This window comes from Gordonia hankookensis (assembly GCF_014673215.1).
GTDB lineage: Bacteria > Actinomycetota > Actinomycetes > Mycobacteriales > Mycobacteriaceae > Gordonia > Gordonia hankookensis.
The window spans coordinates 409,045-428,759 of record NZ_JACWMS010000001.1 but is presented as its reverse complement, the minus strand read 5'-3'; the positions used below and the strand labels follow the sequence as shown (position 1 = coordinate 428,759).

At 67.8% G+C, this 19,715-nt stretch carries 19 protein-coding genes; 11 read left to right on the top strand and 8 right to left on the bottom strand.

Features of this window, described 5'->3' with window-relative positions; translation table 11 throughout:
• The first annotated feature begins 1 nt into the window (after position 1).
• From IDF66_RS01980 to IDF66_RS01965, 4 genes are all read left to right on the top strand, one after another.
• Positions 2-1,087 (top strand): NAD(P)-dependent alcohol dehydrogenase, encoded by a 1,086-nt coding sequence (locus IDF66_RS01980; protein ID WP_190265548.1) that lies wholly within the window; start codon positions 2-4, stop codon positions 1,085-1,087.
• Positions 1,088-1,186: 99 nt separating this feature from the next.
• Complete coding sequence (locus IDF66_RS01975; protein ID WP_190266258.1) at positions 1,187-2,389, top strand: cysteine desulfurase family protein; 1,203 nt, start codon at positions 1,187-1,189, stop codon at positions 2,387-2,389.
• Positions 2,389-3,534 carry a tRNA 2-thiouridine(34) synthase MnmA gene (gene mnmA, locus IDF66_RS01970; RefSeq protein WP_190265547.1) on the top strand — a complete coding sequence of 382 codons (1,146 nt, stop codon included), beginning with the start codon at positions 2,389-2,391 and terminating at the stop codon, positions 3,532-3,534. The genes IDF66_RS01975 and mnmA overlap by 1 nt, the downstream gene beginning before the upstream one ends.
• On the top strand, positions 3,531-4,553 hold the full coding sequence (locus tag IDF66_RS01965; RefSeq protein ID WP_317628548.1) for a uroporphyrinogen decarboxylase/cobalamine-independent methonine synthase family protein: 1,023 nt from the start codon (positions 3,531-3,533) through the stop codon (positions 4,551-4,553). The genes mnmA and IDF66_RS01965 overlap by 4 nt, the downstream gene beginning before the upstream one ends.
• Positions 4,554-4,590: 37 nt before the next feature.
• On the opposite strand, the gene IDF66_RS01960 is transcribed toward IDF66_RS01965, so the two are convergent.
• Entirely contained in the window at positions 4,591-5,880 is a 1,290-nt protein-coding gene (locus IDF66_RS01960; RefSeq protein ID WP_190265546.1) for an MFS transporter, read from the bottom strand.
• A gap of 132 nt (positions 5,881-6,012) precedes the next feature.
• Positions 6,013-6,402 carry an MmcQ/YjbR family DNA-binding protein gene (locus IDF66_RS01955; protein ID WP_190265545.1) on the bottom strand — a complete coding sequence of 130 codons (390 nt, stop codon included), beginning with the start codon at positions 6,400-6,402 and terminating at the stop codon, positions 6,013-6,015.
• A gap of 62 nt (positions 6,403-6,464) precedes the next feature.
• Between IDF66_RS01955 and ligA the strand changes: the two genes are divergently transcribed.
• Positions 6,465-8,540, top strand: a complete 2,076-nt coding sequence (ligA, locus tag IDF66_RS01950; protein ID WP_190265544.1) for an NAD-dependent DNA ligase LigA — start codon at positions 6,465-6,467, stop codon at positions 8,538-8,540.
• Positions 8,541-8,576: 36 nt separating this feature from the next.
• Here the strand turns inward: ligA and IDF66_RS01945 are convergent, their stop codons facing one another.
• Entirely contained in the window at positions 8,577-9,245 is a 669-nt protein-coding gene (locus IDF66_RS01945; RefSeq protein ID WP_190265543.1) for an ACT domain-containing protein, read from the bottom strand.
• A 323-nt stretch (positions 9,246-9,568) separates the two neighbouring features.
• On the opposite strand from IDF66_RS01945, the gene gatC reads away from it, so the two are divergent.
• The gene (gene gatC / locus IDF66_RS01940; protein WP_164309063.1) at positions 9,569-9,883 is read left to right on the top strand and encodes an Asp-tRNA(Asn)/Glu-tRNA(Gln) amidotransferase subunit GatC; all 315 of its coding nucleotides are present in this window, start codon (positions 9,569-9,571) and stop codon (positions 9,881-9,883) included.
• Complete coding sequence (gene gatA / locus IDF66_RS01935; protein ID WP_164309064.1) at positions 9,880-11,370, top strand: Asp-tRNA(Asn)/Glu-tRNA(Gln) amidotransferase subunit GatA; 1,491 nt, start codon at positions 9,880-9,882, stop codon at positions 11,368-11,370. Before gatC ends, gatA begins: the two co-directional genes overlap by 4 nt.
• A gap of 4 nt (positions 11,371-11,374) precedes the next feature.
• Here the strand turns inward: gatA and IDF66_RS01930 are convergent, their stop codons facing one another.
• Together IDF66_RS01930 and IDF66_RS01925 are read right to left on the bottom strand one after the other, a co-directional pair.
• The gene (locus tag IDF66_RS01930; RefSeq protein ID WP_190265542.1) at positions 11,375-12,613 is read right to left on the bottom strand and encodes an alpha/beta-hydrolase family protein; all 1,239 of its coding nucleotides are present in this window, start codon (positions 12,611-12,613) and stop codon (positions 11,375-11,377) included.
• Positions 12,610-13,275, bottom strand: a complete 666-nt coding sequence (locus tag IDF66_RS01925; RefSeq protein ID WP_190265541.1) for a hypothetical protein — start codon at positions 13,273-13,275, stop codon at positions 12,610-12,612. The genes IDF66_RS01930 and IDF66_RS01925 overlap by 4 nt, the downstream gene beginning before the upstream one ends.
• Positions 13,276-13,456: 181 nt before the next feature.
• Between IDF66_RS01925 and IDF66_RS01920 the strand changes: the two genes are divergently transcribed.
• The 3 genes from IDF66_RS01920 to IDF66_RS01910 all read left to right on the top strand — a co-directional run bounded on the left by IDF66_RS01920 (position 13,457) and on the right by IDF66_RS01910 (position 16,547).
• Positions 13,457-14,722, top strand: coding sequence for a sensor histidine kinase (locus IDF66_RS01920; protein ID WP_190265540.1), 1,266 nt, complete (start codon positions 13,457-13,459; stop codon positions 14,720-14,722).
• Positions 14,723-14,732: 10 nt separating this feature from the next.
• On the top strand, positions 14,733-15,395 hold the full coding sequence (locus tag IDF66_RS01915; RefSeq protein ID WP_164309068.1) for a response regulator: 663 nt from the start codon (positions 14,733-14,735) through the stop codon (positions 15,393-15,395).
• Between the two features lie 117 nt (positions 15,396-15,512).
• A complete protein-coding gene (locus IDF66_RS01910; protein ID WP_164309069.1) occupies positions 15,513-16,547 on the top strand; it encodes a 6-phosphofructokinase in 1,035 nt (344 codons plus the stop codon).
• Between the two features lie 4 nt (positions 16,548-16,551).
• On the opposite strand, the gene IDF66_RS01905 is transcribed toward IDF66_RS01910, so the two are convergent.
• On the bottom strand, positions 16,552-16,809 hold the full coding sequence (locus IDF66_RS01905) for a PspC domain-containing protein (RefSeq protein ID WP_190265539.1): 258 nt from the start codon (positions 16,807-16,809) through the stop codon (positions 16,552-16,554).
• Positions 16,810-16,953: 144 nt separating this feature from the next.
• Between IDF66_RS01905 and gatB the strand changes: the two genes are divergently transcribed.
• Entirely contained in the window at positions 16,954-18,456 is a 1,503-nt protein-coding gene (gatB, locus tag IDF66_RS01900) for an Asp-tRNA(Asn)/Glu-tRNA(Gln) amidotransferase subunit GatB (RefSeq protein ID WP_190265538.1), read from the top strand.
• A 60-nt stretch (positions 18,457-18,516) separates the two neighbouring features.
• Here gatB and IDF66_RS01895 read toward each other — a convergent pair whose 3' ends face one another.
• The gene (locus tag IDF66_RS01895) at positions 18,517-18,975 is read right to left on the bottom strand and encodes an Imm63 family immunity protein (RefSeq protein ID WP_190265537.1); all 459 of its coding nucleotides are present in this window, start codon (positions 18,973-18,975) and stop codon (positions 18,517-18,519) included.
• Entirely contained in the window at positions 18,975-19,712 is a 738-nt protein-coding gene (locus IDF66_RS01890) for a TNT domain-containing protein (RefSeq protein WP_190265536.1), read from the bottom strand. Before IDF66_RS01890 ends, IDF66_RS01895 begins: the two co-directional genes overlap by 1 nt.
• Between the last annotated feature and the right edge of the window lie 3 nt (positions 19,713-19,715).

The window sequence follows — 19,715 nt, the reverse complement described above, 5'->3', positions numbered from 1 at the left end:
GGTGCGGATCGACGCCGCCGTGGTCTCCGTGCCCGGCGGCCCGTTCGAGGTGACACCGCTCGAGATCGATTCACCGCGCGTCGGTGAGGTGCTCGTACGGATTCGGGCGGTCGGCATCTGCCACACCGATCTGGGGATGCGCGCGACCTGGTCGACCCGACGATGCCCGCAGGTGTTCGGCCATGAGGGCGCCGGGGTGGTCGAGGCCGTCGGACCAGGGGTCACGCGCGTGCGTCCCGGCCAGGCGGTGTCGCTGACCTACCGCAGTTGCCGCACCTGTTCGCAATGCCGCGCAGGACACCCCGCGTACTGCACCGCAGGCCTCAACACCGCCGGACGGCCGGACGGCACCCCGACGCTCACCCGTGACGATGCACCCGTCTTCGGCGGCTTCTTCGGTCAGTCCAGCTTCGCCACGTACGCGATCACCCACGAGGACAACACGATTCCGGTGCCGGACACCCTGCCGCCGGTCATCGCGGCCCCGCTTGGCTGCGGCGTGCAGACCGGCTACGGCACGGTGACCAGGGTTCTCCGGCCGGCGCCCGGTGCGACGCTCACCGTGTACGGCGCGGGCAGTGTCGGCTTGTGTTCGGTGCTGGCCGCGGCTCGTGCCGGCGCTCGGGTGGTGGCGGTGGACCCGATCGCCGCTCGTCGGGCCATCGCCGAGAGATTCGGGGCGTTCGCGACCATCGATCCCGCCACCACCGACGACCTCGCCGCCGAGGTGGTCGCCCGGCACGGGCGTGGCACGGACCACGCCATCGACACCACCGCTCGTCAGGACGTGTTCGCCGCGGCCGTTGCGGCCGCCGAGCCGCGTGGCGACATCGCGCTGGTCGGGATCGGTCGCAGCCTCGAGTTCGACGTGATGTCCGTGCTGTACAAAGGGCTGGCGATCCGAGGCGTCATCGAAGGCGACGTGGTGCCGGACGAGATCATCCCCGAGCTCGCGGACCTGTACGCCGCCGGGCAGCTGCCCCTCGATGACCTGATCACCGTCTACCCGTTCGCCGAGATCGAGCGCGCAGCGACCGATTCGCTCACCGGCGCCACGATCAAACCGGTGCTGCTGCTCGACAGCTGAGCGACCGGAACCGCCGGTCATCGCGGTGTGATCCCCGTTGTCCGATGCGCGGGAATTGGTCGGCGGTGTTCGCGCGTTTATCCTTGCAACGACATGTCCATGCCTTCTCGAGCCCCGGTCTACCTCGACCACGCTGCGTCGACAGCGATGCTTCCCGACGCCGTCGAGGCGATGACGGCTGTCTTCGCGCAGCCGGGCAACGCGTCGTCGTTGCACGGTTCGGGTCGCTGGGCTCGTCGCAGACTCGAAGAGGCGCGGGAGTCCATCGCCTCGTCGGTGGGTGCACGGCCCTCCGAGGTGATCTTCACCGGCGGCGGCACCGAGTCCGACAACCTCGCCGTCAAGGGCATCTATGCGGCTCGCCGCCGGGACAATCCGGAGCGGCGCAGGGTCATCGTGTCGGCCGTCGAGCACCACGCGGTTCTCGATCCGGCGACCTGGCTCGCCGACGCGGCAGGCGCCGAACTCGTGATCGCACCGGTCGACGCCGAGGGCTTCGTGTCGTCGTCGTGGCTGCGCGCCGAATTGGCGGCGCACGCGGACGAGACCGCGTTGATCTCGATCATGTGGGCCAACAACGAGGTCGGGACGATCCAGCCGATCGTCGAGATCGCAGCGGTCGGTGCCGAGTTCGGAATCCCCGTGCACTCGGACGCCATCCAGGCCGTCGGCCACATCCCGGTCGATTTCGGGTCGAGCGGACTGTCGGCGCTGAGTCTGGCCGCGCACAAATTCGGTGGGCCGCAGGGAGTCGGCGCGCTGCTTCTGCGCCGCGACGTCGAATGTGTACCGCTGTTGCACGGCGGCGGACATGAGCGCGACGTGCGGTCGGGCACCCAGGACGTGGCCGGTGCCGTCGGGATGGCGACCGCGCTGCGACTGTCGGTCGAGCACATGCCTGCTGCCACCGAGCACGTCGTCGCGCTCCGCAACCGGCTGTTCGACGCCCTGCTCGCCGTAGGTGACACGACCGTCAACGGGCCCCGCGACGAGCGGCGACTGCCCGGAAATGTCCACGTCTCCTTCGACGGATGCGAGGGCGACTCGCTTTTGATGCTGCTCGACGCCAACGGCGTCGAGTGTTCCACGGGATCCGCCTGCACCGCTGGGGTGGCTCAGGCGAGTCACGTCCTGCTGGCCATGGGACTCGACGTCTCGACGGCACGCGGATCCCTGCGTTTCTCTCTCGCGCCGAGTTCGACGGCAGCCGATGTCGACGCGGTGGCCGAGGTGATCGGCCAGGTCGTCGATCGCGCCCGGGCCGCGGGACTGGTCTCGTCACCGACAGGAAAGGGACGCTGATGCGAGTACTGGCAGCGATGAGTGGCGGCGTCGACTCGTCGGTGGCCGCCGCCCGTGCGGTGGACGCCGGACACGACGTCGTCGGGGTACATCTGGCGCTGTCGACCGCCCCCGGGGCGTTGCGCACCGGCTCACGCGGTTGTTGCTCCCGAGAGGACGCGTCGGATGCCCGACGAGTCGCGGACGTTCTGGGGATTCCCTTCTATGTGTGGGACTTCGCCGATCGCTTCAAGGACGACGTCATCGATGAGTTCGTCGACGCCTACGCCGCGGGAGAGACCCCGAATCCGTGTCTGACCTGCAACGAGAAGATCAAGTTCTCCGCGCTCGCCCAGAAGGCGGCTGCGCTCGGGTTCGATGCCCTCGCGACCGGTCACTACGCCCGACTCGACGACGGTGAGCTGCGCCGTGCCGTCGACGAGGACAAGGACCAGTCCTACGTGCTCGCGGTGCTGACCGCCGACCAACTGTCCCGGGCGATGTTCCCGGTGGGTGACACCCCCAAGGGGGAGATCCGCGCCGAGGCCGCACGGCGCGGCCTCGCGGTCGCCGAGAAGCCCGACTCGCACGACATCTGCTTCATCCCGACCGGTGACACCCGCGCATTCCTCGGCGCGAACATCGGCATCCGGCCGGGGGCGGTGGTCGACGCCGACACCGGCGACCGGCTCGCCGACCACGACGGCGTCCACGGCTTCACCATCGGGCAGCGCAAGGGGCTGGGGATCGAGGCGCCTGCCTCCGACGGCAGGCCCCGCTACGTGACGGAGATCGACCCGGACTCGGGGACGGTCACCGTCGGCTCGGCCGCCCGTCTCGACGTCTGGTCGATCACCGCACATCGCCCCGTCTGGACCGCCGGGACCGCACCCGACGGGCCGTTCGAGGCGATGGTCCAGGTCCGTGCGCACGGCGGCCTCGCCCCGGTCGTCGCGACCCCCGCCGTCCGCGACGGTCGACCGGTGATCGAGATCGCCCTGCGCACACCGCTGACCGGCGTCGCCAAGGGACAGGCCGCGGTCCTCTATCTGCCCGACTCGGAGCAGGGCGACCTGGTGCTGGGCTCGGGGCGCATCCTGGCGACCGATTCCGATCCGGCCTCGGGCGTTCGACCGGACCCGGTCGCGTCCGGTCGTAACGCGTGAACCAACCGAATAGCGTCCTCGGCGGCGGTGTCGGCACCGGCATCGGTTCGATGCCGGGGACCGATCCGCGCGAGACCGCTGCGGTGGTCAACGGCGAACTGGACCTCGCCCACCTCGCCGAACTCCCGGACCGGGGCGCCGGTGCGGACATGGTCGGCCGCATGGCGGCGGTCCTGGTGGATCTGCCGATGGATGCGGGAACGTGGGGCTACCGGCTCGCGGCTCGCGGCTCGGCGGTCTCCCGACGCTCCCGGGACTTCCTGCGTGCCGACCTCGATGTCGTCGAGGAGCTCTGGGACCGAGCGGGTTTCCGCGGGACCGGAAGACAGTTCAAGATCCAGGCATGTGGCCCGTTCACCCTGTCGGCGTCGGTGGAGCTCCGCGCCGGACACAAGGTGTTGCGCGACCGCGGCGCATGGCACGACGTGGTGGCCTCCACGGCCGAGGGACTGCGCGAACTCGTCGGCGAGGTGACCCGACGGCTCGGTGCCGAGGTCATCGTGCAACTCGACGAACCGATGATCGGCCAGGTCATCGATGGTGCGGTGACGCCACTGACGCGTTTCGACACCATTCCCGCGGTGCCGGTGGCAGACGTCGCCGAGTCCCTGCACGGGGTGGTCGAACAGATCGGCCGTCCTACGATCATCCACAGTTGCGCGGCGCCGCGTTGGGATCTGGTCGAACGACTCCGGGGCGTCGCATGGTCGCTCGACGTCACCTCGCCCACCACCACGGACCTCGACGGCATCGGATCGGTGATCGACCGTGGCGACGTGCTGGTGGCAGGTGTCGTCCCGGCCGTCCGTGGTGATCGGGAACTCCGTGCGGAGATCGTCGCCACGCGCCTCGCGGCGCTCACCGACCGAATCGGCCTTGACCGGAAAGTGCTGTCGCACAACGTCATGGTCAGTCCGACGTGCGGTCTGGCAGGTGCCACTCCGGCGTGGGCGAAGGCTGCCCTGGGGCTCTGCGCGGCAGCAGGCGAACTGCTGGCCGCCGATCCGACGGCCCTGTAGCTTCCGGTCGGGGAGTCCGACTCCCTCCGGAGGAGCGTCAGCCGGACTCCGCGTCGACGGTGGACTGCACACTCGTCTGCGTGGTCCCGAACACCACGCCCTTGCGTTCCCTGCCGAGCGTCGTCAGCACGATCACGACGATCAGGACCGGCACGATCGTCACCGACAGCGCGAACGGATAGCCGTGCCCTTCGGCGAGGCGCTCCTGGATGGGGAGATTGAATGCGGCCAGGCAGTTGCCCAACTGGTATGTCACACCGGGGTAGAACCCACGGATCTCGTCGGGTGACAGTTCGGTCAGGTGGGCCGGGATCACACCCCAGGCGCCCTGGACCATCACCTGCATCAGGAACGATCCGAGGGCCAGGCTGCCGGCGGTGGTGGAATACGCGAACAGGGGCACGATCGGCAGGGCGAGGAGGGCGCACGCGACGATGAGCACCTTGCGGCCGAAGCGTTCGGAGAGTGCGCCGGCGATGAGGCCACCGATGATCGCACCGACGTTGTAGATCACCGCGATCCAGGTCGCCGTGCTCTTTGCCAGTTCCGCTCCGCCGTGCTCGGTCGCCTTCAGGAAGGTCGGGTAGATGTCCTGGGTGCCGTGACTCATCCAGTTGAACGCCGTCATCAGCAGCACCAGGAAGATGAATCGCCGCCAGATCACCGGATTGGCCAGGAGGTCGCGGACCGAGGTCTGGGTCTGCTTCACCCGCTCCCGGGTGGCTCGCCACGCCTCGGACTCCTCGACCTTGGCCCGGATGAGCAGGCTGATCAGGGCCGGGATGATCGAGAGGGCGAACATCCAGCGCCAACTGAGTCCCCACCAGGTGTTGAGCAGCAGGAACGCGAGCGAGGCGCACAGGTAGCCCATCGAGTAGCCGCTCTGCAGAAAGCCCGAGAAGAAGCCGCGACGTGAGACGGGGATCTTCTCCATAGCCAGTGCGGCACCCAGGCCCCACTCACCACCCATGCCGATGCCGTACAGCATTCGCAGGATCATCAGGATCCAGAAGTTGGGTGCGAACGCGCAGAGGAAACCGACGAAGCTGTAGAACACGACGTTCGCCATCAGTGGGATCTTGCGGCCCTTACGGTCCGCCCACAGGCCGAAGATGAACGCGCCGACCGGCCGCATGATGAGGGTCATCGTGGTGATCAAGGCCATCTGATCCAGCGGCACGTCGAAATCCTTGGCGATGTCGGCGTAGATCAACACCACCAGGAAGTAGTCGAACGCATCCATCGCCCACCCGAGATAGGCGGCGGCGAACGAGTTGCGCTGGTCTGGGGTGAGCCGTTCGCGCGGTGACGCTGCGGCCGTGGACATCCGAACCTCCCGGGTCGACTGCGAACCCAGCCTAGACCCCGGTCACCGCGCGGTGGGCAACTCGCCGACTTGTCGGATTTGTCGTACCTACAAGGGGCGCAGCCGGATTGGTGTCGGCCCCGACCGCCGGGGTCAGTCGGGCGCCGGCAATTTGGCGATGGATCGCCGGGGTGCGATCTGTCGGTAGCTGGCGTCGAGGAGTTCGCCGACCTCAGCCCAGTCGGACTTCTCCTCGAGCACCAGGCCGAGCCATCCGTACGCTCCCAGGTAGGCGGGCAGGAAGAATCGCGGGTCGTCCAGGAGAGCCGGACGTTCCGCCTCGTCGGGGATGAACAGGATGGACTGATCGTGTCGTACCTTGCTGCCCTTGTCGCTGCCGCCGTAGTTGCCGAACATCTTCCCGCACCGGAAGGTGGGGCGGCCGTGGGCGATCACTTCGGTGGTGTCGGGCAATGCCAGCGCGATCTCCCGTACACGAGCGAGGACGGGATCGGCGTCGTCGAACATGATCGGGTGCGGCATGAACCCAGGATAGGGCGGGTCGGCAGGCCGGAGGTGTCGGTCTGCTCCGATAGGCTCAGGTCGTGGCAGAAGATGTCGGCACCACCGATCAGAGCGGCGACCTGCGCGAGAAGTGGACCGCGCTCGCCGACGAGATCCGCGATCACCAGTTCCGGTATTACGTCAAGGACGCACCGATCGTCTCCGACGGTGAGTTCGACCGCCTGCTGCGGACGCTGCAGGAGCTCGAGGACGCGCATCCGGAACTGGCGACCCCCGACTCGCCGACCAAGCTCGTCGGCGGCGGATTCTCGACCGCGTTCACACCGGTCGATCATCTCGAGCGGATGTTGTCCCTCGACAACGTCTTCGACTCCGACGAGATGCGATCCTGGGTCGACCGGGTGCAGGCCGAGACGGGCAGCGGCGTCGACTTCCTCTGCGAACTCAAGATCGACGGTGTCGCACTGGCCCTCGTCTACACCGACGGCGCACTCACCCGGGCCGTCACCCGTGGCGACGGCCGGACGGGGGAGGACGTCACGCTCAATGCGCGCACCATCGAGGACATCCCGAACCGGCTGACCGCATCCGACGACTTCCCGATCCCTCATGTGCTCGAGGTTCGCGGGGAGGTGTTCTTCCGTGGGGAGGACTTCGCGGCGCTCAATGCGTCCCTGGTCGCCGACGGCAAGGCGCCGTTCGCGAATCCACGCAACTCCGCTGCGGGATCGCTCCGCCAGAAGAATCCACAGGTGACCGCCCGGCGTCGGCTACGGATGATCTGCCACGGCATCGGGCACACCGAGGGCTGGCGACCGGCATCGCTGCACGATGCCTACCTGGCGATCGGCGCATGGGGCCTGCCGGTATCCGCCCACACCACCAAACTGGACGGCGCGGCGCAGATCCTCGACAAGATCGCCTACTGGGGTGAACACCGCCACGACGTCGAGCACGAGATCGACGGGATCGTCGTCAAGGTCGATGACGTCACCCTGCAGCGCAGGCTGGGGGCGACCTCTCGTGCCCCGCGATGGGCCATCGCCTACAAATACCCGCCCGAGGAGGCGACCACCAAGCTCCTCGACATCAAGGTCGGGGTCGGGCGTACCGGTCGTGTGACGCCGTTCGCCTTCATGGAGCCGGTCCTGGTCGCCGGATCCACGGTGGCCCGTGCGACGTTGCACAACGAGTCCGAGGTGAAGCGCAAGGGCGTGCTGATCGGTGACACCGTCACCATTCGAAAGGCCGGCGATGTGATCCCCGAGGTCCTCGGTCCGGTCGTCGACGTCCGCGACGGGAGTGAACGCGAGTTCGTCATGCCCACGCACTGCCCCGAGTGTGGGACCGAGCTCCGGCCGGAGAAGGACAGCGACGCCGACATCCGTTGTCCCAACACGGAATCCTGCCCGGCGCAGTTACGTGAGAGACTGTTCCACCTGGCCGGGCGCGGATCGTTCGACATCGAGGCCCTCGGCTACGAGGCTGCGACCGCGCTGCTGACGTCGGGTGTGATCGTCAACGAGGGCGACCTGTTCGGCCTGACCGCCGACGATCTCGTGAAGACCGATCTCTTCACCACCAAGGCGGGGGCCCTGTCCGCCAACGGCAAGCGGCTGATCGCGAATCTCGAGAACGCCAAGACGGTACCGCTCTGGCGGGTCCTGGTGGGATTGTCCATCCGGCACGTCGGGCCGACCGCGGCACGTGCGCTCGCCACCGAGTTCGGATCGCTTCAGGCGATCGAGGATGCGAGTGCCGACGAGCTGGCCGACGTCGAGGGACTCGGCGCAACGCTGGCGCAGAGCATTCGGGACTGGTTTGCCGTCGACTGGCACCGTGACGTCGTCGAGAAATGGCGTGCCGCAGGCGTTTCCATGGAGGACGAGCGTGACGAGTCGATCGCCCGGACGCTGGAGGGCAAGACCGTCGTGGTGACCGGTTCACTCGAGGATTTCTCGCGCGACGGCGCCAAGGAGGCGATTCTGGTGCGCGGCGGCAAGGCGTCGGGGTCGGTGTCCAAGAAAACCGACTTCGTCGTGGTGGGTGATTCGCCCGGCAGCAAGGCCGCCAAGGCCGAACAGCTCGGGGTTCCGGTCCTCGACGAAGACGCCTTCAAACGTCTTCTCGAGACAGGGGATCCCGGCCAGGTCTGAGTCGGGCGGCCGAGACGGCGGGATCGCTGTTGTACGTCAGCTCTCCGCGCGCAGAACGGTGCTGACGATGCCCGCGAGGTAACCGAGCCGGGCCACCTCCGACGGTCGGAAATCGGGACCACCGATACGGCCGAGGAGAATCGCCTTGTCCCCGTTGCCGAGTGGGGCTGCGGCCATCCGGGTGTCCATGTCCTTCCACGCATCGGGTACCCAGTCGCCCTCGCCGTCGAGCTGCGCGGCGTCGTGCAGTGGCAGCCAGTCGACATGCGTCAGTGGGGTCTCCGGGGCACCTGAACTGCCGAACAATTGCAGGACGCCGCCACTGGCATCGGTCACGACCATGGCCCAGGAGACGCGCAACACGCGTGGGGCGTTGTCGACGAGAACCTGCAGACGATCCCGGCCGACCGTCGCGACCTGGTCGACCAGTTCGAGCTCCCGATGGGTGTCGAGCACCCCCGAATACGGCCTGATGGAGTCGACTCGGACGCCCTTGAGCTTCTCGGCCGCCGTGATCAGGGCGTCGGGCAGGGAACCCGGGGACACCTCGACCACGAGGTCGTCGACGGCATAGCCGTCGCCGCGTTCCACGACCTCGAGCGAGAGGATGTCGGCCCCCACCGAACCCAGCTGGACGGCGAGCAATCCGAGACTGCCCGGCCGGTCCTGGAGGTACACCCGCAGCAGGTAAGACACGCCCGCCATTGTCGCACCACCGATCGACCCGCGTGCGGTGAGGCATCCGGTACGCCGCCGCCGTGCTGGAGGCAGGCGATCACCGTCTGGCTGGGCGCCTTCCCCTTGTCCCCGGCCGTCAACCTGTTGCTGATCAGTCATCGCCACGCGCCGCCGGCGGTCACGACGCTGATCGCCACACTCGTCAACACGCCGTTGATGGTCTACCTGGTGCCGCCATGGCTGACGGCCGGCTCCATCGATGGCTGGACTGACCACCGCCACGACACCGCCCCGGTGCATTCCCATAGGCTGATGGGCAGACCACGCACGACACGGCGAAAGGACCTGGCATGTCCAGCGGATCAGGGTCGGCGATCTCTCGGGAGGAGGTCGCGCATCTGGCTCGGCTGTCCCGGCTCGCGCTGACCGACGACGAACTCGACCAGTACGCGACCCAGCTCGATTCGATCCTGGCGCATGTCGCCCAGGTGTCGGAGGTGGCGGCCGACGACGTGCCGGGTACCGCACACCCCGCCGCACTCGCGAATGTGCTCCGTCCAGACGTCGAGGCGCCCTGCCTGACCACCGAGCAGGCACTGTCCGGCGCACCCGCCGTCGAGCAGGACCGGTTCGCGGTCCCGCAGATCCTGGGGGAGGAACAGTGACCGACACATCACGGGTCGCCGGGGAGATCACCGGCCTCTCGGCCGCCGATCTCGCCGAGAAGATCGGCAACCGCGAGGTGTCGTCGGTCGAGGTCACCCAGGCTCACCTGGACCGGATCGCCGAGATCGACGACCAGCTCGGTGCCTTCTTGCACATCAGCGGTGCCGAGGCGCTGGTGGCGGCCAAGGCCGCCGACGACGCGATCGCGGCGGGTGAGGCGCCCTCGCCGCTCGCCGGCGTCCCGATCGCACTGAAAGACGTGTTCACCACGGTCGACGCACCGACCACCTGTGGTTCCAAGATCCTGGAAGGGTGGGTGCCGCCGTATGACGCGGCCGTGACCGAGCGGCTGCGCGCGGCGGGCATCCCGATCCTCGGCAAGACCAACATGGACGAGTTCGCGATGGGCAGCTCGACCGAGAACTCCGCGTATCAGGTGACCCGCAACCCGTGGAACACCGACAAGATCCCGGGAGGCTCCGGCGGCGGCAGCGCGGCAGCACTCGCGTCGTATCAGGCGCCGCTGGCCATCGGAACCGATACCGGCGGATCGATCCGTCAGCCGGCCGCCGTGACCGCGACGGTCGGCGTGAAGCCGACCTACGGCACGGTGTCGCGCTACGGCCTGGTGGCGTGCGCGTCGTCCCTCGACCAGGGTGGGCCGTGCGGGCGCACCGTACTCGACACGGCTCTGCTCCACGCGGTGATCGCCGGACACGACAAGCGTGACTCCACCTCGATCGACGCGCCGGTCCCCGATGTGGTTGCCGCAGCCGAGTTCGGTGCGCAGCAAGATCTTTCGGGTGTGCGGATCGGTGTGGTCACCGAACTCCAAGGCGAGGGTTACCAAGCGGGCGTACTGGATTCGTTCCGCGCGGCCCTCCAGGTGCTCACCGACCGCGGCGCCGAGGTCGTCGAGGTGTCGTGCCCGCACTTCACCTACGCGCTGGGCGCGTACTACCTGATCCTGCCGTCCGAGGTGTCGTCGAACCTCGCGCGTTTCGACGCCATGCGGTATGGCCTCCGGGTCGGCGACGACGGCACGCACAGCGCGGAAGAGGTCATGGCCTTGACCCGCGACCAGGGTTTCGGACCGGAAGTCAAGCGCCGCATCATGATCGGCACCTACGCGCTGTCGTCGGGCTACTACGACGCGTATTACGGACAGGCGCAGAAGGTCCGGACCCTGATCGCCCGGGACTTCGCCGACGCGTTCGAGAAGGTCGACGTGCTGGTGTCGCCGACCACTCCGACCACCGCGTTCGACCTGGGCGAGAAGGTCGACGATCCGCTGGCCATGTACCTGTTCGATCTCTGCACGTTGCCGGTGAACCTGGCGGGCATCGGCGCGATGTCGGTGCCGTCCGGACTGTCCGCCGACGACGGGATGCCGGTCGGCCTGCAGATCATGGCTCCCGCTCTCGCCGACGATCGCCTGTACCGGGTGGGTGCTGCCTACGAGGCCGCACGCGGACCCGTCGGCTGACCCCTCACCCGCCGTCGGTCGTCGAGGACATGCTCGACGACTGCTCCTGCCCGTATCGGTGACCGACGCCCGGCGCGCCGTCGAGCGACCCGAGCAGATCCGCACTCGTCTGCAGGAAGCCGACAACCGGTAACCACGGTGGGTGGCGGACGGATCGTCCGATGACCACCGTGCCCTGTGGTTGCCGAGCCGGTCGCCAGATCAGCGAGGGTGACCACCGCGGGATCGGGTCGGATGCGTTGGCCAGCACGACCCGTCGCGCGCCCGCTCCCGGGTCGACGGCGACGGCGTCTCCGGGGACTCCCGCCAGCAGCGTCTCGGCGACCGCGCCGGGGCGGTGGTCGCCCGCCCAGACCCTGGCCTCCTCCGCGCCGATGGCTCCGAGACTCTGTCCGTAGAGGTGGATGCGTGGTCGTCGATCCGGCGGGCGGTCCATGGTGCGGTCGATCACCTCGTGGAGCACAGCAACCGCGCTGCGTCCGGCCGCCGAGCGGTCGCCGACAAACGCTCGCCACGACGGCATCTGGGCGTATTGCAGGGCCAGGATCGCCACATGCCCGGCAAATCGGTCCTGGTAGCCGGCGACGGCGGTGGTGTCGATCCACCCGGAGCCGGTCGGCACGGCGATCACCACGGCCTGGAGGTCGAGTCCCCCCGCGGCCACCCACCGTGTTGCGAGGTCCCGGCTGCGATTCGTCAGCGACGTGCCGTCGTCGAGGCCGTAGATCACGCCTGCCGGTGTGCGGGGTGGGGAGGGCGCATCGTCGGCCTGAGCTGCCGGAAGGTATCCCGCTGCGACCGCCACCACCGTCGCACCGATCATCGCGGTGGTCCGTGGCACCGAGACGATCGCCGTGAACAGCAGTGCCGCCGGGACGATCGAGGCGGCGAGCCAGGACGCACCGGCCTGTGGTGCACCCAGATCGGTCCGCAGTGAGTTCTGCCACGACAGACTGAACAGCGACATCGAGGCCAGTGCACCGGTTGCCCCGGCGACCGCTGCCACCGCCTGGGCGGGGTTCGCGGTGCGGTGCCGGGTTGCGACAAGTGCTGCGGTCGTTGCGATTCCCACGCACAGGGCGGTGAGGGCGCCCGAGATGATCCCGGATCGGGGGAGCCCACACGGCCAGAGCGCCATCACCGCACCCAGGGCCGCCGCGATCGAGACGGCAGGGTGGGGCGGGGTGAAGGTGGCTCGTCGTGGGTACCGCACCGGCCCGAACGGGGGTGCGGCGGTGCTCATTGCGGCGTATCGGCTCGTCGGTCGAGGAGGTCTGCCCAGCCCCGTCCGACGCCGGACGACACGATCTGGGTCGCGGACTCGACGGCGGTGGGGGGACCGTCGTACTGCCGCCAGGTGTTGAGGCGGAGGGCCACTTCCGTCGCGGTGGCGGCGGCGTCACAGAGCGGATAGGTACACGACGCGTGCATCCGGTCGACGAGTAGACGATCCAGGTTCACGCGCGCCCATCCACCCAGGGGATGCCCGGTCGCCGCGGCGTAACGCAGTACGTCGTAACCGAAGTCGTGCGATCGGCACAGGACCTCGAACCGGCGGGGCAATGTCACCGGTGAGGAGCAGCCACCGCTCGGGTTGACCGGGTAGCCGGCGACGACCCGCGGCCGGTAGCCGAGATCTGCAGTGAACTCCGGCGGTAGCTCGCGAGCGACGCGATCGGGATGACCGGATGTGAGGTCCCACACCATCCGGCCGGCCGGTGTGGCCAGATCACCTGGCGTCGGCGGCAGGGCCGTCCGGGTGGTGCCCGGTATGTCCGCCTCGGACGATGACCGTGCATCGGATGCACCGAAGCCGAGGCCGAGAATTGTTGTGGCTGCGGCGATGAGAATGAGGATGACCAAGCTCCGGCGCCCTCGGGGCCGGTCGTTTCTGTGATTTCTCATGGCGTCGAAGTTACGAATCCACGGCACTATGCCACATCGGCCTTAACGGTGAATAAGTCACCGTCGCATGGTCGGGAGTGAACCGAGGTCTCTGCTCCGGACGGGGGAGAACGGAATCCCTCTCGAGTATGAGGACGTGCGAGGTCGTGCCCGCATACCGTGGACAGTCGAGGTGATGAGAATGTTCCGACGAACGAGGTCGTTGATCGGTACGGCCGGGACGGCGGCGGTGCGCGAGATCCAGGGTCTGCCCGCTGCCCAGGACCCGGCAGTCCGCCGCTACTTCGCGTCGCGGGCCAATTGGTTCTTCCTGACGATGGCCGTGGTCCTCTACTCGGTGTCGTGGCCGACGCTGCCGCTGACCCATTCGATGCCGACCTATGCATTGCCGGTCGTCGCGGCGTTCGCGGCCTTCCCGGTCGCGCTCGCGTGGTCGGCGCCACTGATCGGTTGGGCGATCTCGGTCGTCTCGGCACAGCTGATCGGGATCGTGGTGCCCACCGTCAACGGCTGGCCGTGGTCGATTCAGGTGACTCATCTGATCGCGTTGCTGGTGCTGACGTTCTTCGCCTATGTCCGCTGCGCGTTGCGATGGGTGCCCGTTGTCTGGGTCTGCACCGCGATCGTGTTCGCGATCGCCGCGCCACCCGATGCGCGCGGCGGGTGGGTGTTCGGGCTGACCTTCCTCGCGGTGGTGGTGGCCCTGGTGCGTTTCCTCTCGCGTTCGCGCCGTCAACTCGCGCGGAGCACCGAGCAGACGCAGTTGGTGGAATCCCAGAAGGCGATCCTGCAGGAGCGGACCCGGATTGCCCGGGATCTCCATGATGTTGTGGCACACCGGATGTCGGTCGTCGTCGTGATGGCGCAGACCGCGCGATACCGACTCGACGACGTCAGTGACGAAGCGGCTGCGGAATTCGAGGCGATCGCGGTGTCCGCGCGTGCCTCACTCGACGAGGTCCGTCAGCTGCTGGGTGTGCTGCGGACCGACGGGGAGGTGCTGTCGGCTCCCAACCCCGGTCTCGGCGACCTCGACGGACTGGTGATGCAGACGAGGATGGCCGGAGCAGTCGTCCATCTCTCCGATTCGGTCGACCACGACCGCATCGGCGAGGCATCGAGCCTGGTCATCTACCGGATCGTGCAGGAGAGTCTGGCCAACGCCACCCGACATGCACCGGGCGCCCGGATCGAGGTGCGGATCGCGCCTGCAGGTGCCGGGACCACCGAGATCGAGGTTCGCAATTCGGCCCCGACGTCGGAGCCGGTCCGGATCGCGGGGCCCGGCACCGGCATCCCCGGGATGATCGAGCGGGCCTCGGCGGTGGGGGGAGTGCTGACCACCGAGCCCTGCGACGACGGGGGCTTCGTGGTCCGCGCCGTGATCCCCGAACAGGGTGGTCGCACAGTCGGTGTCGCCGCGTCGACGTTGCGCGCGGGCGAATAGGCTCTGATTCGTGGCTCTCACCGTGGTGGTCGTCGACGATCAGGCGATGGTGCGTCAGGGGTTCTCGGCCCTGCTCGCCGCGCAATCCGACATCTCGGTTCTCGGTGACGCCGCGGACGGGGTCGAGGCGGTCGAGCTGTGTGCGCGCGTGCGGCCGGATGTGGTCCTGATGGATGTGCGGATGCCGCGCAAGGACGGGCTGCGGGCCGCCGAGGAGATCCTGCGATCGGCATCACGTCCCAACGACGGAACCCCCACCCGAGTGCTCATGCTGACCACATTCGACATCGACGACTACGTCTTCGAGGCCCTGCGCATCGGTGCGTCGGGCTTCATGCTCAAGGACGCGCCGGCCGACGAGTTGGTCCGAGCAGTTCGGGTGGTCGCCGCGGGCGAGGCGCTGTTGGCGCCCTCGATCACCCGGCGACTCATCGCCGAGGTGACCTCGCGCCGCGGGCGGGTACCGCGCAGTGCCGCTGTCGAACATCTCACGCCCCGTGAGCGGGAGGTGCTCGACCTGGTCTCGGACGGCAAGTCGAACGGCGAGATCGCCGGTGATCTGTACGTCTCAGAGCAGACCGTGAAGACGCATGTCAGCAGCGTGCTCGGCAAGCTGGGACTGCGCGATCGAGCGCAGGCCGTGGTCTTCGCCTACGAGAACGGGCTCAAGTAGCGGCGTCCTCTTCGATGCGCTCGCCATCCGGGATGTGCGACGTCCGGCAGATGATGGCCCCGCCCACTAGATTGAGTGGCGTAGGTAAGACGTCGGTCGGCATGGAGGTCCCAGGGTATGGCCAAGAGGTTCGGCATTCTCACCAGTGGCGGAGACTGCCCTGGACTGAACGCGGTGATCCGCGGTGCAGTACTCAAGGGTGAGACCGTCTACGGCCACGAGTTCGTCGGCTTCAAAGATGGCTGGTACGGCCTCGTCTACGGCGACATCATCGAACTGGACCGCACCCGCGTCCGCGGTCTCTCGCACGAGGGCGGAACGATCCTGGGCACCAGTCGCTTCGGTCCGTATCAGGAGCCCGACGGTGGCCCCGAGGCCATCAAGAAAGTGCTGAAGAACCTCGGAATCGACGGTGTCATCGCGATCGGCGGCGAGGGCACCGCTTCGGCGTCGAAGCGACTCTATGAGGACGGCATCAACATCGTCGGCGTGCCCAAGACGATCGACAACGACCTCGACGCCACCGACTACACATTCGGCTTCAACACCGCGGTGGAGATCGCCACCGAGGCGATCGACCGGCTCCGGACGACCGGCAACTCACACAAACGGTGCATGGTCCTGGAGGTCATGGGTCGCCACGCCGGGTGGATCGCCCTCTACTCGGGTATCGCGGGTGGTGCGCACGCGATCCTGATCCCGGAGCAGCCGGAAAGTCTCAATCAGATCTGCGCCTGGGCGACCAGCGTCAAGAATCGCGGACGTGCACCGATGGTCGTGGTCGCGGAGGGATTCAAGCTTCCCGACATGGACCAGGCCTACTCCGACAAAGGACTCGACGGCTTCAACCGGCCGCGGCTGGGCGGCATCGGCGAGGTGCTGGCCCCGCTCATCCAGGAACGCACCGGCATCGAGACCCGCTCGACGGTGCTCGGCCACATCCAGCGAGGCGGCGTCCCCACCGCGTTCGACCGGGTGCTGGCCACGCGACTCGGCATGGCGGTCACCGACCTGTGCGCCGACAAGGGCTGGGGCAAGATGGTCGCGTTGCGTGGCACGGACATCGTGCACGTCGACTTCGCCGATGCTCTCGCCAACGAGAAGTCGGTGCCCTCCGACCAGTATCAGGAGATCCGCGTCATCTTCGGGTGATGGTCTACGGACTCGACGACGGATAGGTCATCGGCGAGGTCATGACCGGCGGCTGCGCAACCGGCTCACGCGGGATGACGATCCAGAGCACCAGGTACAGCAGCACCTGCGGTCCGGGTAGCAGGATCGAGGCGACGAACAGGACACGGATGAGCGTGGCGTCCCAGCCGAAGCGCTTGGCGATGCCCCCACATACTCCGCCGAGCCAGGCGTCGTCTCGGGAACGCATCAATCGGGTGGTGGCCGGTTCTGGTGTGGTCATCGGGGATTCCTTTCTGATCCTCCCGACGCTACGCAGATGAAGGCCTGGCGGCATCGGGGATGACCCTGACCTCGACCCCGGTTCTCGCGTGCAGTTGGCCGACCCATGCGGTCGCGGCGTGGGCGGAGCAATAAGATGGACCCCATGACAGCCGCTGCCACTGAACTGCTCGACTACGACCAGGTCATCGCGGATTTCGATCCGGTCATGGGCCTCGAGGTGCACGTGGAACTCGGGACCGTGACCAAGATGTTCTGCGGCTGCCCGACCACGTTCGGTGCCGACCCCAACACCCAGGTGTGCCCGGTGTGCATCGGCCTGCCGGGTGCACTGCCGGTGGCCAACCTGAAGGCCATCGAGTCGGCGATCCGCATCGGCCTCGCGCTCAACTGCTCGATCCGGCCGTCGAGTGTGTTCGCGCGTAAGAACTACTTCTATCCCGACCAGCCGAAGAACTACCAGATCTCCCAGTACGACGAACCGATCGCCTACGAGGGGTACCTGGAGGTGTTGCTCCCGGACGGAACGCCCTGGCGCGTCGAGATCGAACGCGCGCACATGGAGGAGGACACCGGCAAGTCGTTACACGTCGGCGGGTCCGGCCGCATCCAGGGTGCCAGTCACTCGTTGTTGGATTACAACCGTGCCGGCGTCCCGCTGGTGGAGATCGTGACCAAGCCCATCGTCGGTGCGGGGGAGCGTGCGCCGGAGGTGGCCCGGGCATATGTGACGGCCCTGCGCGACCTGCTGAAGGCTCTCGAGGTCTCCGATGTCCGGATGGACCAGGGATCGATGCGCTGCGATGCCAACGTGTCCCTGATGCGTAAGGGCGCCGCGCAGTTCGGTACCCGCACCGAGACAAAGAACGTCAATTCGCTCAAGAGCGTCGAGATCGCTGTGCGTCACGAGATGCGCCGTCAGGCGGCCATTCTCGAGGCCGGTGGTGAGATCGTCCAGGAGACACGGCATTTCCACGAGGAGGATGGCACCACCGCGGCGGGCCGTCGCAAGGAGACCGCGGAGGACTACCGCTACTTCCCGGAGCCCGACCTGCCGCCGGTGCAACCGGATCCGTCGTGGATCAAGGAGCTCGGGACCACGTTGCCGGAGATGCCCTGGGTGCGGCGAGCCCGAATCCAGGAGGAGTGGGGCGTCTCCGACGAGGTGATGCGCGATCTCGTCAATGTGGGTGCGGTGGACCTGATCATCGAGACCGTCGAGGCGGGCGCAAGTCCGGAGGCCGCCCGCGGCTGGTGGGTTTCCTTCCTTGCCCAGCAGGCCAACACCCGCGCCGTCGAGCTCGCGGAGCTGTCGATCTCGCCGGCTCAGGTCGCGACCGTGATCGGGCTCGTCGACGGCGGCAAGCTCACCAACAAGCTCGCCCAGCAGGTCGTGGTGGCGGTACTCGACGGTGAGGGCGAGCCGGAGCAGATCGTCGCCGACCGCGGGCTCGAGGTGGTGCGCGACGATTCGGCATTGCAGAAGGCGGTCGACGAGGCGCTGGCCGCCAACCCCGACATCGCCGACAAGATCCGGGGCGGAAAGGTTCAGGCGGCCGGCAAGATCGTCGGCGACGTCATGAAGGCCACCCGCGGTCAGGCGGATCCGGCGCGGGTGAAAGAGCTTGTGATCGCCGCCTGCCAGTGACGATTCTCTGCCCGGTGACGATTCGCCGGTCAGGACGATTCGGTGTGAGGCCGGGAAGGGTCACGTCGGGGTGGGCAGCATCGCGAGGACGTCGGCCGTCGCGCCTGCATCGATCAATCGGGATCGCATCGACGAGAGCCAGGTGTCGGCCCACATCTGATCGATTGATGCCAGGATCTCGTATTGCGCCTGCCACGAGGCCCGGCTGAAGTCCGGCGAGCCCGGCGGGTGCAATCGCCAGGACATACGCTCGGAGATCGATTCCGCCACCCAGCGGAGGAACTCGTCGGGGTCCGGCGTGCTCCGGTCGGACAGGATGCGGTCGCGTTCGCGCGCGGTGAGATGCCAGCCGTCGGGGCCGCGAACGCAATAGGGTGTCGATTCACCGCGCACCGAGCCCAGCACCGGCAGGTCTTCCGGACGGGCACCGAGCCGCTCCGCGAGATCCTCGATCCGCGCACGCATCTCGTCGTCGAGCAGATCATCCGATCCGTCCCGGCCGGCAGAAGGCCCGACCATCAACTCACGGCGGGAAACGACTGCCGCAGATAGCCGGCACATTTCAACCATCCGACGCTCAGCGTGCCGTCCTGGTTGATGAAGCTGATGCACTGCGGATACGACGGGTCGTCGAGGTAGGACCTCACCACCTGATACTGGATGCCGCCGCCGCGCTGCGCGAACCACGGAGCGATCCGGCCGGTGTCCACCGAGAAGGTCTTGATCACCTCGTACACGTGATAGTTGCAGTATTGCTCCTGACCCTGCGGGCCGGAGAGATTCGATGGCGGGAGGGCACGGGCCGCATACTTCGTGCCCGGGACCGCCAGGAAGTTGCCACCTTCGCCGCCGTACCGGTCCATCCGGGTACCGACCGGCAACGACTTCTTGTGTTTGATCGGCTGCTTGTTGCGGTCGAGGACATAGCCCTGCTCCGGTGGATAGATCCACCATTTCGCGTCGGCGTCATAGTATTTCTCGTCGAAGTTCCTGGCGGCGTCCACGCCGGTGTACGACCCGAAACGCTGATAGCCGGCCAGCTGCCTGCCGGTCGGCGGCTGAGTCGAGAAGGTCTGGGGCCCGTATCGGCTGTTTCCGTCGTACGAGGCCACCGAACAACCCTGGGTTGCCGGACCGCCGAGCGATCCGAGGTCCAAGCGTCCCAACGGGCCCGGCGCGGCCTGGGCGACGGCGCCGGCGCCGAACAACAGGGAGAACGCGAACGCCAGGACGAGAAGGACTCTACGACGAACCATGAC

What these genes read in the sequence shown, in the direction of transcription:
- IDF66_RS01890 (WP_190265536.1), bottom strand. Translation starts at nt 19,712, where the DNA reads ATGGTTCGTCGTAGAGTCCTTCTCGTCCTGGCGTTCGCGTTCTCCCTG.
- gatB (WP_190265538.1), top strand. Translation starts at nt 16,954, where the DNA reads ATGACAGCCGCTGCCACTGAACTGCTCGACTACGACCAGGTCATCGCG.
- IDF66_RS01925 (WP_190265541.1), bottom strand. Translation starts at nt 13,275, where the DNA reads ATGAGAAATCACAGAAACGACCGGCCCCGAGGGCGCCGGAGCTTGGTC.
- IDF66_RS01975 (WP_190266258.1), top strand. Translation starts at nt 1,187, where the DNA reads ATGCCTTCTCGAGCCCCGGTCTACCTCGACCACGCTGCGTCGACAGCG.
- mnmA (WP_190265547.1), top strand. Translation starts at nt 2,389, where the DNA reads ATGCGAGTACTGGCAGCGATGAGTGGCGGCGTCGACTCGTCGGTGGCC.
- IDF66_RS01960 (WP_190265546.1), bottom strand. Translation starts at nt 5,880, where the DNA reads ATGTCCACGGCCGCAGCGTCACCGCGCGAACGGCTCACCCCAGACCAG.
- IDF66_RS01930 (WP_190265542.1), bottom strand. Translation starts at nt 12,613, where the DNA reads ATGAGCACCGCCGCACCCCCGTTCGGGCCGGTGCGGTACCCACGACGA.
- IDF66_RS01920 (WP_190265540.1), top strand. Translation starts at nt 13,457, where the DNA reads ATGTTCCGACGAACGAGGTCGTTGATCGGTACGGCCGGGACGGCGGCG.
- IDF66_RS01945 (WP_190265543.1), bottom strand. Translation starts at nt 9,245, where the DNA reads ATGGCGGGCGTGTCTTACCTGCTGCGGGTGTACCTCCAGGACCGGCCG.
- IDF66_RS01910 (WP_164309069.1), top strand. Translation starts at nt 15,513, where the DNA reads ATGGCCAAGAGGTTCGGCATTCTCACCAGTGGCGGAGACTGCCCTGGA.
- IDF66_RS01905 (WP_190265539.1), bottom strand. Translation starts at nt 16,809, where the DNA reads ATGACCACACCAGAACCGGCCACCACCCGATTGATGCGTTCCCGAGAC.
- gatC (WP_164309063.1), top strand. Translation starts at nt 9,569, where the DNA reads ATGTCCAGCGGATCAGGGTCGGCGATCTCTCGGGAGGAGGTCGCGCAT.
- IDF66_RS01895 (WP_190265537.1), bottom strand. Translation starts at nt 18,975, where the DNA reads ATGGTCGGGCCTTCTGCCGGCCGGGACGGATCGGATGATCTGCTCGAC.
- IDF66_RS01955 (WP_190265545.1), bottom strand. Translation starts at nt 6,402, where the DNA reads ATGCCGCACCCGATCATGTTCGACGACGCCGATCCCGTCCTCGCTCGT.